The 13,802-nt window shown below is 61.6% G+C and carries 12 protein-coding genes; 11 read left to right on the top strand and 1 reads right to left on the bottom strand.

Going from position 1 to position 13,802, the window contains the following annotated elements; translation table 11 throughout:
* The first annotated feature begins 6 nt into the window (after positions 1-6).
* The 11 genes from AC07VU_RS12425 to AC07VU_RS12375 all read left to right on the top strand — a co-directional run bounded on the left by AC07VU_RS12425 (position 7) and on the right by AC07VU_RS12375 (position 12,697).
* Entirely contained in the window at positions 7-2,232 is a 2,226-nt protein-coding gene (locus tag AC07VU_RS12425) for a type VI secretion system Vgr family protein (protein ID WP_495029941.1), read from the top strand.
* Positions 2,233-2,249: 17 nt separating this feature from the next.
* Positions 2,250-2,696, top strand: coding sequence for a DUF6484 domain-containing protein (locus AC07VU_RS12420; protein ID WP_495029940.1), 447 nt, complete (start codon positions 2,250-2,252; stop codon positions 2,694-2,696).
* Positions 2,697-2,711: 15 nt separating this feature from the next.
* On the top strand, positions 2,712-3,824 hold the full coding sequence (locus AC07VU_RS12415) for a DUF2169 family type VI secretion system accessory protein (protein WP_495029939.1): 1,113 nt from the start codon (positions 2,712-2,714) through the stop codon (positions 3,822-3,824).
* A complete protein-coding gene (locus AC07VU_RS12410) occupies positions 3,821-4,861 on the top strand; it encodes a hypothetical protein (protein WP_495029974.1) in 1,041 nt (346 codons plus the stop codon). The genes AC07VU_RS12415 and AC07VU_RS12410 overlap by 4 nt, the downstream gene beginning before the upstream one ends.
* Positions 4,861-5,940: a PAAR-like domain-containing protein gene (locus AC07VU_RS12405; protein WP_495029938.1), complete on the top strand. Its 1,080-nt coding sequence runs from the start codon at positions 4,861-4,863 to the stop codon at positions 5,938-5,940. The genes AC07VU_RS12410 and AC07VU_RS12405 overlap by 1 nt, the downstream gene beginning before the upstream one ends.
* Positions 5,941-5,960: 20 nt before the next feature.
* Positions 5,961-6,854 (top strand): beta propeller repeat protein, encoded by an 894-nt coding sequence (locus tag AC07VU_RS12400; protein WP_151264290.1) that lies wholly within the window; start codon positions 5,961-5,963, stop codon positions 6,852-6,854.
* 329 nt (positions 6,855-7,183) lie between these two features.
* Positions 7,184-8,329: a DUF2169 family type VI secretion system accessory protein gene (locus AC07VU_RS12395; RefSeq protein ID WP_495029937.1), complete on the top strand. Its 1,146-nt coding sequence runs from the start codon at positions 7,184-7,186 to the stop codon at positions 8,327-8,329.
* A gap of 41 nt (positions 8,330-8,370) precedes the next feature.
* Positions 8,371-9,378, top strand: coding sequence for a beta-ketoacyl synthase N-terminal-like domain-containing protein (locus tag AC07VU_RS12390; protein ID WP_495029936.1), 1,008 nt, complete (start codon positions 8,371-8,373; stop codon positions 9,376-9,378).
* Between the two features lie 36 nt (positions 9,379-9,414).
* The gene (locus tag AC07VU_RS12385) at positions 9,415-10,410 is read left to right on the top strand and encodes a DUF4150 domain-containing protein (RefSeq protein ID WP_495029935.1); all 996 of its coding nucleotides are present in this window, start codon (positions 9,415-9,417) and stop codon (positions 10,408-10,410) included.
* Positions 10,411-10,453: 43 nt separating this feature from the next.
* Positions 10,454-11,377, top strand: a complete 924-nt coding sequence (locus AC07VU_RS12380; protein ID WP_495029934.1) for a hypothetical protein — start codon at positions 10,454-10,456, stop codon at positions 11,375-11,377.
* Between the two features lie 75 nt (positions 11,378-11,452).
* Positions 11,453-12,697 (top strand): TIGR02270 family protein, encoded by a 1,245-nt coding sequence (locus tag AC07VU_RS12375; RefSeq protein ID WP_495029933.1) that lies wholly within the window; start codon positions 11,453-11,455, stop codon positions 12,695-12,697.
* 53 nt (positions 12,698-12,750) lie between these two features.
* Here AC07VU_RS12375 and AC07VU_RS12370 read toward each other — a convergent pair whose 3' ends face one another.
* A complete protein-coding gene (locus AC07VU_RS12370) occupies positions 12,751-13,656 on the bottom strand; it encodes a LysR family transcriptional regulator (protein WP_495029932.1) in 906 nt (301 codons plus the stop codon).
* Between the last annotated feature and the right edge of the window lie 146 nt (positions 13,657-13,802).

The raw sequence follows: 13,802 nt of genomic DNA, 5'->3' as shown, positions 1-13,802 counted from the left end.
CCGTTTATGGCAATCACGCAAAGCACCCGCCTGGTGCAGGTCGACAGCCCCCTCGGCGGCGAGGTCCTGCTGCTGCAGGGCATGGAAGGTAGCGAGGAGCTGGGGCGGTTGTTCCATTACGAACTGGACCTCACGTCCGAAGACCGGGCGATCAAGTTCGACCAGTTGCTGGGCAAACCGATGGGCCTGACCCTGGAGCTACACGGCGGCGGCAAACGCTATTTCCACGGGATTGCCTGCGGCTGCCGGCAACTGACCGGCCACGGCCAGTTCGCCGGTTATCGGGTCAGCCTGCGGCCCTGGTTCTGGCTGCTCACGCGCACCTCGGACTGCCGGATTTTCCAGAACAAAACGGTGCCGGACATCATCAAGCAGGTGTTCCGCGACCTCGGTTTCTCCGATTTCGAAGACAACCTGAGCGGCAGTTACCGCGAGTGGGAATACTGCGTGCAATACCGCGAAACCAGCTTCGACTTCATCAGCCGGCTGATGGAGCAGGAAGGCATCTACTACTACTTCCGCCATGAGAAAGCGCGTCACGTGTTGGTGCTGGCCGACGCCTACGGCGCCCACTCGACGGTGACCGACTACGCCTCGGTGCCCTTCTACCCGCCCGACCAGCAGATGCGCGAGCGCGACCACTTCTACGACTGGCAACTGGCGCGGGAAGTCCAGCCGGGCTCGCTGGCGTTGAACGACTACGACTTCCAGCGCCCCGGCGCCAGCCTCGAAGTGCGCTCCAGCGTGTCGCGCAGCCACAGCAACGGCGACCATCCGCTCTACGACTACCCGGGCGAATACGTCCAGAGCAAGGATGGCGAGCATTACGCACGCACCCGTATCCAGGCCATTCACAGCCAGTTCGAGCGCGTGCAGTTGCGCGGTCGTGCGCGAGGCCTGGGCTGCGGGCATCTGTTCAAGCTGACCGGCTACGAACGCGCCGACCAGAATCGCGAATACCTGGTGGTGGTCGCCCGCTATCAGATCCGCCAGGAGCTTTATGAAAGCGGGCAACTGGACCTGGCCGAGCAGTTCACCAGCGAACTGGACTGCATGGATGCCAGCCAGGCCTTCCGCCCCCTGCCCCTGACGCCCCTGCCGATTGTCCGCGGGCCGCAGACCGCCAGGGTGGTAGGCCCCGCTGGCGAGGAGATCTGGACCGACCAGTATGGCCGGGTCAAGGTGCATTTCTATTGGGATCGCCACGACCAGTCCAACGAAAACAGCTCCTGCTGGATGCGCGTGTCACAGGCCTGGGCCGGCAAGAACTGGGGGTCGGTGCAGATCCCGCGGATCGGCCAGGAAGTGATAGTCGGTTTCCTCGAAGGCGACCCGGATCGCCCGATCATCACCGGCCGGGTCTATAACGCCGAACAGACCGTGCCCTACGAACTGCCGGCCAATGCCACCCAGAGCGGGGTGAAAAGCCGCTCGAGCAAGGAGGGCTCGCCCGCCAACTTCAATGAAATCCGCATGGAAGACAAAAAGGGCGCGGAGCAGTTGTTCATCCACGCCGAGAAGAACCAGGACATCGAGGTCGAGAACGACGAGACCCACTGGGTCGGCCACGACCGCAGCAAGACCATCGACAACGACGAGACCGTGCACGTCAAACACGACCGCACCGAAACCGTCGATAACAACGAAACCATCACCATAGGCGTGGACCGCAAGGAAAAGGTCGGCAATAACGAGACCATCTCCATCGGGGTGAACCGTACCGAGGATGTCGGCAGCGACGAGAAAATCACCATCGGCGCCAACCGCACCGAGAAGGTGGGCAACAACGAGACCATCACCATAGGCGCGGACCGCACGGAAAAGGTCGGTGCCAACGAAACCATCAGCATCGTCAGCAACCGCACCGAGGACGTGGGCGGCAACGAGACCATCGACATCACCGGCAACCGCAACGAAACGGTCAAGGGCAACGAAGGTATCGAGATCAACGGCAACCAGAGCACCCAGATCGGCCAGAACGAATCCCGCGACGTATCCCAGAACCGCACCACCAACATCCAGCAGAACGACAGCCTGGACGTCGGCAAGAACTTCTCCCTCACCGCCGGCGACTCCATCACCCTGACCACAGGCGCGGCCAGCATCACCATGAAGAAGGACGGCACCATCATGATTCGCGGCAAGGACATCACCATCGACGGCTCCGGCGCCATCAACATCAAGGCCAACAGGAACGTGGTGGTCAAGGGCCAGAAGATCCTGCAGAACTAGCACAGTGGAGGCATGCAATGACGGTTCAACACCCGCTACCCATGCAAGCCCGCATCGATGCAGTGGTCATCGGCACCCTGCTCGAGCTACCGCACGCCAGTGCGCCCAGGGTCGTTTACCCGGGTTGCCCGGATGGCAGCGGCGTCGTTGCCCGCTGCACCGCGCTGCTGGAGCCTGCGGATATCGGCGGCCAGGTCGCGCTGATGTTCGAAGGCGGCGACCCGGCCTGCCCATTGGTGATCGGCCGCCTGCTCGGCGCGGATGCCCCGCCCGAGCCAGCCGCCAGCGTGCGGCTGGACGACCATTGCCTGGAACTGAGCGCCGAACGCGAGATCGTGCTGCGTTGCGGCAAGGCCAGCATCACCCTGACCCGCGCGGGCAAGGTGATCATCCAGGGCGCCTACCTGTCCAGCCGCTCCAGCGGGGTCAACCGCATCAAGGGTGGCTCGGTGCAGATCAACTAGACAGGTATCCGGCCTATGGAACTGCTCAATACCAGCCAACTGCTTGCGGCCTATACCCAGGGCCTGGCGCCCGATGGCCGCGAATCCCTGGTGGTGGTGGCCAAGGGCACGTTCAACCTGCCCCTGGACGGCCGCGCGGCCACCCTCGCCGACACCCAGCAACCGCTGCTGATGGCCGACACTTTTCTCGGCGAGCCCGGCCTCAGCGCGCCGCTGCAGGAAATGGACTTCGCCCCGGTCAAGCCATGCTGCGATGTCCTGGTCCGCGGCAAGGCCTACGCCCCAGGCGGGCGCCCCGTGACGCAGCTGACCGCGGGCATTCGCGTCGGGCGGATGAGCAAGGCTTTTTCCGTCCTCGGTCCACGGCAATGGCAGTCGGGGCTGTTGGGCGTTGCTCCCGGCTTGCCGCAGCCGTTTACCGAGCAGGACATCTCCTACGCCCGGGCGTTTGGCGGCAGCCATCCGATCGCCAACGACCCCGCATTGCGCCACTGCTACCTGGACAATCCGATCGGTTGCGGCTGGTACCCACGCAGCGCCGACAGTGCCGACATCGTCGGCATGCCGATGCCGAGTACCGAGGAGTTGGGCAAACCGATCGACAGTCCCTCTGGCGACTTCCGCCCCATGGCCCTCGGCCCCCTTGGCCGTGGCTGGCCACAACGCGCCCGCTTCGCCGGCACCTACGACGAGGCCTGGCTGGCCGACTGCTTTCCCTTTCTGCCGGCGGATTTCGACAACCGCTACTTTCAGGCGGCCCCCGACGATCAACAGACCCACTACCTGCGCGGTGGCGAGGATGTGCTGTTGCTCAACCTCACGCCCCAGGAGCGCGCGGGCTTTCGCATTCCCCAGATGGAGGTGCCGGTGACCTTCTTCCTGAAAAAAGGCGGTCACGAGACTGTGCAAGCGGTGATCGACACCCTGCTGATCGACACCGACACGTGCCAGGTGCAGTTGACCTGGCGTGTCTCCCGTCCGCTACAACGCAACCTGTTCGAAATCGCCCAGGTGCTGGTCGGTACTATGTCCACGGGCTGGTGGCGCGCCCGCGAACTGGGCAAGGATTACTACCCGTCGCTGTCGGCCCTGGTGAAAGCCAAACGCACGCCCGAGGAGACGCCCTGATGACCGCGCTGTGCATCGTCGGTTCCGGCATGGTCAGCGCCGTAGGCCTTAGCGCCCCCGCGAGCTGCGCGGCGATCCGTTGCGCTATCGATAACTTCCAGGAAACCCGTTTTATCGACCGCGGCGGCGAATGGCTGATCGCTGCCAGCGTGCCCCTGGAACAGCCCTGGCGCGGGCGCAGCAAGCTGATCAAGATGGCGGCGCGGGCCATCGCCGAGGCGCTGCAGGACACGCCGGGCGTCGACCCGGAGCAAACCCCGCTGCTGCTCGGGGTGGCGGAGGCCGACCGCCCCGGCCGTCTCGACGGCCTGGACCTCAGCCTGCTGCACGACATTGAACATGAGTTGGGCCTGCGTTTTCATGGCAGCTCCAATGTCATTGCCCGTGGTCGGGTCAGCGGCGCGGTCGCCCTGCTCAATGCGCGTAAACTGATTTACCAGCAAGGCCATCGCCACGTGCTGATCGCCGGCGTCGACTCCTTCCTGAGCGGAGCGACCCTGGCCGCCTTCGAAGAGCGCGAACGCCTGCTCACCAGCCAGAACTCCAACGGTTTTATCCCCGGCGAAGGCGCCGCCGCCGTGGTGGTCAACGCCCCGACCGCCAGCGAAGCACCGCAGCTGGCCTGCATCGGCCTGGGTTTCGGCGTGGAAAAAGCCACGGTGGAGGCCGAAGACCTTCCGCTGCGCGCCGACGGCCTGACCCAGGCCGTGCGCGCTGCCCTGAGCGAAGCCGGCTGCGGGCTGGAGCAGATGGACTACCGCCTGACCGATATCTCCGGCGAGCAGTACTACTTCAAGGAAGCCTCCCTGGCCCTGAGCCGCACCCTGCGGGTGCGCAAGGAATTCTTCCACCTCTGGCACCCCGCCGACTGCATCGGCGAAACCGGCGCCGCCATCGGCCCGGCGATGCTCGCCGTGGCCCTGGCCGCCAGCCGCAAGGGCTATGGCGAAGGCCCGAATATCTTCTGCCACCTCGGCAACGACGCCGGCCAACGCGCCACTGCGCTGCTCAGTTATCAGACGGTGAGGGCTGCGTGATGGCCAACCAGGTCTTTGCCAACAATATGGAAGTGTCCTGCAAGGCGGCGGCTGGGAAATCCATCGCCTGTTTCCCCGATGTCTGCTTTACCCCGCCCCAGGCGCCGCCGACTCCGATGGGAGTGCCCATTCCCTACCCCAATACCGGCATGGCCAAGGACACGACCAAGGGTACGCGAACGGTCAAGATCAGCCGTAAAGAGGTGATGCTTAAGGACAAGAGTTACTTCAAGACCAGCTATGGTGACGAAGCAGGCTGTGCCCCGAAGAAGGGGGTAGTCACTAGCAAAATCAAAGGCAAGGTCTACTTCACTTCCTGGTCCATGGATGTGAAGTTCGAAGGCGAAAACGTAGTTAGAAACCTGGATATGACCACCCACAATCATGCGTCGTATCCCGGCAACACGCCCACCTGGCCGTATCTCGACGAGGTTGCCGGCGGTCCGCCCGGCAAGGGCTGCGAAGACGAGCGCAAGGAAGTCGAAGACAAATGCTCTGGCGATCATGACAAAGATTGCAAGAACGACGATTGCCAGCGCGCCAAGAAATGCATGCTGGTTCCTCATACCCCACGTTCGACTGAAAACCAACAGGGCTGCTGCAAAGGTGAGACGCCTCACCATTTGATCGAAGTTCATTGTTTTACGGAGGCCTCGGGACGTTCCTCGAAAAAACGCCTGGAGGAATTCAAGAGCTATGACGATACGCGTGCACCTTGTGTCTGCGTCACTGGCTCCCGCTACAAAGAGACACACGGTCAGATGCATGCCATTCAGAACACTGCCGAGAAGGGGGCCATGGATGCCGATGGCCCACGCTCTCAGATGGGGGGCAAGGACAATGCGTGGAACTATGGCGCGGCCAAGGAAAGCGCAGTATTTGCGCATCAAAAGACCTTCCCTGCTTCGGGTAAAGACGGCAAGCCCTGTAAAAAAGAATGCCTTGAAGCTCAAATGGATAATTATCACAAACAGGTCGGCGTCACCGATAACAAGACGCCGTTGCGTGCCGACAGGTCTCCCCTCAACGACGAGCAAAAGGAATATGGCGCAGAACAGTTGATGGACCTCGATGGCTGAGAACCTCATGGAGTACTCATATGAATAACGGGGCAGTTACATTTTCGGAGTGCACCGTCATCAGGAAAGACTTGGTATTTATCACCGCGCAGATAACCGATTTGAATAATCAGGATATCGGCCATACCAAGGTTATCCGTTGGAAAAACGGTGCGTTTGCGCATTTCATGATCGATTGGACGGCTACCGCCATCACTGCTTTCGCTAGCCCAATGACACTGTTCTGTATGGGCCTGGATGGCGACATTCATGTATTCCAGGGTGGCGCCAAGACCCATGAGTCCATCACTGGCCCAAGGGAAACTGGCCCACTGCGTGACATGCGGGTTATCGCGGGTAGCAATTACGTCGCGGGTATGCAGCGACAGGTCTATCGGCGTAGCAGTTCCGGTGACTGGCTACCGCTCAGCGCCCCAATTCTCAACAGAGGGGGGATCAAGGGATTCAATTCCATCGATGGATACTCGGCGAATGAAATCTATGCGGTGGGCTTGGATGGTGAAATATGGCTATTCAACGGCGCGCAATGGCAGCCCATAGACAGCCCGACCTCCGTTGCCCTGCAGCGTGTTCACTGCGCGCCCAATGGCAAGACCTATATCGTTGGGCAAGCCGGGGTGGTTCTTGCCGGAAGGGAAGACCGCTGGGAAGTCATCGATCTGGGCGACTTCAGCGATGATCTGTGGGGAGTGGAAAGCTTGAATGACGATGTGTTCGTTTCCTCCTCCAAAGCAGTCTTCAAGCTAGCGGATGAACGCCTCGAGCAAGCCGCTATTGGATCTGACGGAATAGGGTCGGCGTCTTTTTTATCAGCAGGCGATGGCGTTCTCTGGTCGGTCGGCAATCGGCATCTGGCGTTTACCTCGGACGGCAAGAACTGGACGCCGGTTGATTACAATGACCCCGCCTACTGAATCCATGTCGACTACGCGCATCTCCTGCAGCCGCGCGGCGGCGACGGACACAGAATGGGCCTACCCGTCACCTGCGCTGGGCTCGAACGAGTCAGGGAGCGCGCGTCCTGCCTCCCGCCCATGCGCCCCCCTGTCGGGCGTGCGCCGCGCGATGAGCGCCAGCCACTCTCGCCCCTGGACAACCAGCAGCGAAACCCGCGCCGACGGCAACCAGCGGCGCGCCCAGCGCAGGCCAGGCGATCACCCCGGATGCCCACCTGTCCAGCCGCTCCTGAGGGGCGAACCGCGTCAGCGGCGGTTCGCTGCAGATCAACCGAGGCACCACACGCATGGAACTGCTCAACACCACTAGGCTGGTAGCCGGCTATACGACCTCCACCGACAAGGTCGGCCGCGAATGGCTCGTGGTCGTGGCGAAGGGAACCTATGCCATTCCCGACCGTCCAGAGCGGGAACCGCAACTGCTGGAAGATCAGCGTCCCTTGGTGATGACGGACATCTTCACTGGCGAGCCCGGTTCATCGGCGCCGCTATACGAGAATGACTTCGCACCTGGCAAGCCTCGCTGTGACGTACTGCTCAATGGGAGTTGCTATGCCCCGCACGGGGAGCCGGCAACCGCCGTTACCGTCGCGATCAAGGCGGGCTCCCTCGTCAAAGCATTCAAGGTGGTGGGGCCTCGCGCGTACGAGGCAGGACTGCTATCAGCCTCGCCCGCCACACCTCAGCCGTTCACCACGTTGCCAATCAGCTACAACAACGCCTACGGGGGAGTCGACCGAACACATCAAGACCCAGCCAAGCATCGCTGGTACCCACTGAACCACGCTGGCGTCGGTTTTCACCCCAAGGCTGATGCGGCACAACTGCATGGCAAGCCGCTACCCAACACCGAGGAACTGGACAATCCTGTAACCAAGCCGCAAGGCAGCTATAGACCCATGGCATTCGGTCCGATCGGTCGCGCTTGGCAACAACGCATACGGTGGGCGGGTACCTACGATCAGAAGTGGCTGGATCATCAATTCCCGTTTCTACCGGCAGACTTTGACACCCGCTACTTCCAAAGCGCCCCGGAGGACCAGCAGATCGACTATCCCCACGGAGGCGAGGACGTGGCGCTGATGAACCTGACCCGTCAAGGCAGGACAGCGTTCAGGCTTCCGGCCGATCTTCGTCTACCTGTCCTGTTCCTCTCCCGGGAAGATGGAATCACCGAGGTTCCGGCGGTCGTCGATACCGTGTTGCTGGAGCCGGACGAAGGACGGCTGACCCTGGTGTGGCGGGCATCTATACCGCTGCGACGCAACATCCATGAGATATCGCAAGTCAAGCTCGGGACAAGCAGCCGGCAAATGGCGCTTGATCGGGCCAGGGATGAACGCATGCGCGGGAAGCGCCGGTTCAAGTCACTGGCCGAAGTCGTCGAGTGGTCAAAAACAACGCGCCATCCGAACGACCTGGACGATGACTGATCATGCAAAGAAATAACAACATATTCATAACGAGCAGCGGTATGGCCTGTCCTGTCGGCCTGAGTTCCGCCAGCGCCTGCGCGGCCAAACGCGCCGGCCTCTCGGCCTTGGAAAACCTGCCCTACCTCGACAACTCATGCGAACCCATCGTTGGCGCCATGGTGCCCGGCCTGGACTGGACGCTGCCACGCGCCTCTCGCTTGATTGAATTGCTGAGCCAGGCGCTGGCGGATCTGCTGCACGGGCCAGCCGATATGCCCTGGGACCAGATACCGCTGCTCCTGTGCCTGGCCGAACCGGAACGCCCCGGAGGTGGGAGCCGTAACGCGGGCCTGGTCCAATCAATCGTGAACCACTTATACGACGCGTTCGACGTTCACTTCCATCCCTCCAGTTCACGGGTGTTTCCAACGGGCCACACCGCGGGGTTCTTGGCCCTGCATGAAGCACGACGGTTGATTCAGCAGGAGCAGGTCCCCGCGTGCCTGGTCTGCGGAGTCGATTCTCTGCTCAACGCGACGACGCTCCAGTGGCTGGATGAGCACCACCGGTTGAAGACGCCAGCCAACCGGGACGGCGTGATTCCCGGCGAAGCCGCCGCCGCCGTGCTGGTCCAGGCAGAGCCCTGGGGCGATAGGCACGCCGAGGTCATCGGGATCGGCTTCGGCCAGGAGCAAGCATCGATCCTTTCAGGCGAACCGTTGCTCGGGCTTGGCCTCACCGCCGCCGCACGCTCTGCGCTCGCCGAAGCAAAACTCGGCCTGCATGAGATCGATCTGCGCTTGTCGGATGTCACCGGCGAGTTGTATGGGTTCAAGGAACTCCCCCTCATGGAGGGTCGGCTCATGCGGGTTGTCCGAAAACAGGCGCAACCGCTGTGGCATTGGGCAGAGGCCATCGGCGACTCCGGGGCCGCTGCCGGCATTGCACAACTGGTGCTTGCCGATCAGGCGTTTCGCAAAGGCTATGCTCCAGGGCCACGAGCAATAGGCCTGACCAGTTCGATCGCGGGCGGCAGGGCGGTCAGCGTCCTGCGCGCTGCACAGTGAGCCGTTTCAACCCACCAACGGACGGAGGGACCAACCATGGGCTGTAAGGTCTATGCAAACGGGGACGAGATCGCCTGCAAAGCCGGCGCTGGCAAGGTGATCGCCGCCTTTCCAGACGTCTGCCTGACCCCTCCTGCCCCACCAGCCGGCCCGATTCCGGTGCCATACCCCGACACCTCCTTCTCCAAGGACATGAAGAAGGGCAGCAAGACGGTGAAGATCAAGAGAAAGGAAGTCATGTTGAAGGACCTCTCCTATTACAAGACCTCCCCTCTGGGTGACGAGGCGGCGACGAAAAGCCAGGGCGCAGGGGTTATCACCCACGTCATCACCGGCAAGACCTATTTTGTCTCCTGGTCCATGGATGTGCTGTTCGAAGGGCAGAACGTCGATCGACATACAGACATCACGACGTCTAATCATGCCAGTCCGATGGCGAATGCCAACCTCCCAACCCCCAACGTAGCATCCAAAGCACCATCTGAAGAGATTCAAAGCGCTAAGTGTGAGTGTTGTGGTGGTGCTGCACATTCGGCAGCTCAGGCTCGGGGAGAGCATATAACCGAAGAAGAGTTCCATGCCCCGAGTCAGACGGGGTTGCGGAAAGTGAATAAAAAGAGAAATAAGCTAGTTCTAGAACCCCAACCTCTCACGAAAAATATGGAGAGCAAAGTTGGGGAAGCTCAGGCTGCAATCGAGTTGATGCGAGAGGAATGTCCCGATCAGGTACCCAATAATCCTCCTGAAGGGCCTTGCGACTACTACTACCGAGTATCAGCTCCGGAAAAGCAAGCCGCTGATAAACTCTTTGAGGCCTTGAACAACCCGACCAATAAAGATCGTCCAGAAGCCTGGGCAAAATCCAATGTAAAGATGATTGCCCACCGAGTACCACGGTCAGGTGGTGGTTGCCCAGTCGGAATGGGTAATACCCGAGCGGTTACGGATTCGGACTGTGCAGAGTTCGATGGTGTATTGGGTAGCGTGCAAAACGAAGTTGTACTAATCGCACGCGACCACACCCTCGATTAGATTCGATCTCGCCTTGCTCGGAACCAACTAGAGAGAATGTCAAATGACACAATATCAGCAGCCTTCGTTTCTCAAAGGCACCTTTGCTTGGACCTACCTCGGTTATTTCTTTGCCGAACGCCCCCCAATAGATTTGTTAGCATCCACCGTTCTGTCCTCGGCCAATCCTTGGCTGATTGTTGCGGCGGTCCTAGAGCACGCCAAGCGCACTAACCACAGCCATATTCCACGCATGTCGGCTTATTGTGAGTTCAACGGTGGACAAGGTTTCGAAATTGCCGCGATGCAGTTGATCGGCGACGCTGGCAGGGAAACTGATCTTTCAATTCTTCAGGCAGCACTAGAATATGGTTCGGACTCTACCCGAGCTCATGCCGCAAATGCGGCGTCAATGACTGGGCGACTGTGGCTCGTACCTTTCATGCTTGAAGCATGGAAATGCGTAACCAGCCGCGACCATCACGAAATAATCGGCAACGCCATTTCTCTTCTTCTCGAGGCTCCCGGCGGCCTGATAGCCCAGCATGCTGGTTCGTACAACCTTGATCCCAACATTCTGACTCGTCTGAAGAACCCAGAAATGTTGGAAATGACCAAACAGCGCATTGCCAAGCAGACAGCCACCGATTTCGAGATGCAGGTTCTCACCCGTTTCGATGAACTTCGGAAACAACTCGGTGAACACACAGTACTGTGGGAGGGTGAGCCCTTCAGTGTAAGCCGTCTTGCTAAGAAGATGTACGCCCTGGTGAGCGACCCAGCAGCTGGCCCACTCCATGGTCTATTCATCCCAATGCGCCACAAATTCGAGGCCACAACAGGGATCAACTGCTCGGGATGTTATCGCAACGGCGTGCTCCAACCGCTCAACGCTACCGCCATCCTCGAAGTATTCCTAGACAGCAACGCGTCAACACAATACGAAGATGGCGTCCGCTATTTTTTTAGTCATCGTATTCCAGAGTGAAATCAGCGGAATGTTTTCGCCGCCTTACCACGGCCACTTCCCTACGGGACTCTTATAATGCCCCTGATTGTGAAGATGATTGACCAACACGCCGAAGAAGCCAGCTTCCTCGCCCTTCTGCGCGACCAGGCGATACATGCGCCGCATTACGACCTGGATGACCTGGACAAGCTCGACGAGCGCATCGAAGCCCATCTGGACGGTCTGCGCATCGCTGGCCTGCCCGGACTGGACGCCGTGCTGCAGCAACTCAGCCCCCACGCACAGGGCGAGGTATTTGCCGCCACGGTGCCGGCATTCGAAACCGGCAATATCGCAGCCATGGCCACCTTGGCCGAACAGGTGCGCACCCACGAAGGCAGCGAGCGCTTTATGGCTGCCGCCCTGGGTTGGCTGGAATGGCCCCTGGTCGAGCCCTGGATCGAGCGCATGCTCGCCTCCCCCGAGCCCCTGTTCCGCCGCCTGGGCCTGGCCGCCTGCAGTATGCACCGCCACGATCCAGGCTCCGCCCTGCTGGCCGGACTGTCCCATGCCGACCCCGGCGTGCTGGCGCGGGCCGCGCGTACTGCCGGCGAGTTGCGCCGTCGTGACCTGATGCCGGCGATTCGTGCCCACCGCCAGCATCAGGATGCAGCCACCCGCTTCTGGGCCAACTGGGCCACCGCGCAGATGGGCGATGAAGAAGCGCTGGAGCCGCTGCGCCAGTTCGCCGAGCAACCGGGCGAATTCCAGTACCGCGCGCTCTGCGTATGGCTGGCCTGGCAACAGCGCGAGCACAGCATCGCCTGGATCCGCCAGTTGATGCAGAACCCCGGGCAGCGGCGCATTGGCATCCAGGCCGTCGGGCTGCTGGGCGATCCGGTCAGCGTGCCCTGGCTGATCCAGCAGATGAGCGACCTGCCGCATGCCCGCGTCGCTGGCGAGGCCTTCAGCCTGATGACTGGCGCCGACCTGGCGCTGCTCGATCTGGAATTGCAGGACCTGCCGGATTTCGATGCCGGCCCGAACGACGACCCTGAGGATGCCAATGTCGTCATGGATCCCGATGAGAACCTGCCCTGGCCCGACCCGAAGTTGATCGCAGCCTGGTGGCAAGCCCATGGAGGCGATTTCCAGGCGGGCGTGGGCTATGTGCTGGGGTTGCAACAGAGCGAAAGCAGTTATCGGCAAGCGCTTGTCCGCGGCCAGCAACGCCAGCGAATCGCCGCGGCCTGCGGCATCGCGCGCTTGCGGCCGAGCGAAGTGCTGTTCCCCACCAGCGCACCCGCCTGGCGGCAAAAGGCATTGTTGGGAGAGCCGGCGGCGTTCGGGCGACGATGAACAGGCAACTGCCCCGGACTGCCCCCGCTAACGCACTGCATTCTCCCTAGCGCTTATCGCGATCCCGGCACCACGCCGCGATTCAACTGTTCGCGCAGGAATTCGATAAACACCTGCACCGGCCGCGAACCCTGGCGGTGCTGCGGGTAGACCGCCGACAAGGCCAGGGGCGCGGGTTCGAAGCCGTCCAGCAGCGATACCAGCCGCCCGTCGTTCAGCGCCGCTTCGACGATGAAGGTCGGCAGGTAGGTAATGCCCATGCCGGCGATGGCCGCGTCCTTGAGCAATTCGCCGTTGTTGACCCGCATCCTGCCGGTGACGTTGACCAGCAAGGGCTTATTGCCCTGCCCTTCGAAACGCCACTGCACCTGGCGGCCATGGCCGTAAGGCAGGCAATCGTGGCCCTGCAGTTCCTCGGGCCTGAGCGGGGTGCCGCGCTCGGCCAGGTACGCCGGGCTGGCGCAATACACCCGCTGGATCGAGGCGATGCGCCGGGCGATCAGCGTCGAATCTTCCAGCACGCCGATGCGCAAGGCCAGGTCGTAGCCCTCGCCGAGCAAGTCCACCGGACGGTCGCTGAGATCGACCTCGACCGTGACGTCGCGATAGCGCCGCAGGAACAGCGGCAACAGCTCCCCCAGATGGGCCATGGCGAACGACAGCGGCGCGCTCAGGCGAATGGTGCCCCGGGGTTCGACGGTCTGGCCGGCGATGCCCTGCTCCACCTGTTCGACTTCGCTGAGCAGGCGCAGGGCCGACTCGTAGTAGCTCTGGCCCAGGGGCGTCACGTCCAGGCGTCGGGTCGAGCGATTGAGCAGACGCACGCCCAAGCGCTCTTCCAGCTGCATCAGGCGCCGGCTGACGAACTGCTTGGACAGGCCCAGCTGATCCGCCGCCGCGGTGAAGCTGCCGGCGTCCATGACCTGGCAAAAAATACGCATGTCTTCGAACGGGTTCATTGTCACTCTCTGGTTGACAGCTGAACGCTTTATAGCGGCTTTTTCGCGTTCCGGCACCTCATTCCACCTGGAAAACCACATCGCCTGGTTTTACGCCGGCTACGCCGCCGATCGCAGGCTACGCCAGCGGCTACAGGGACCGCGAT

Source organism: Pseudomonas sp. GW821-FHT02B10 (genome assembly GCF_059421865.1).
Note: the sequence above shows the minus strand (reverse complement) of the source record. Positions and strands in the feature narration are given on the sequence as shown.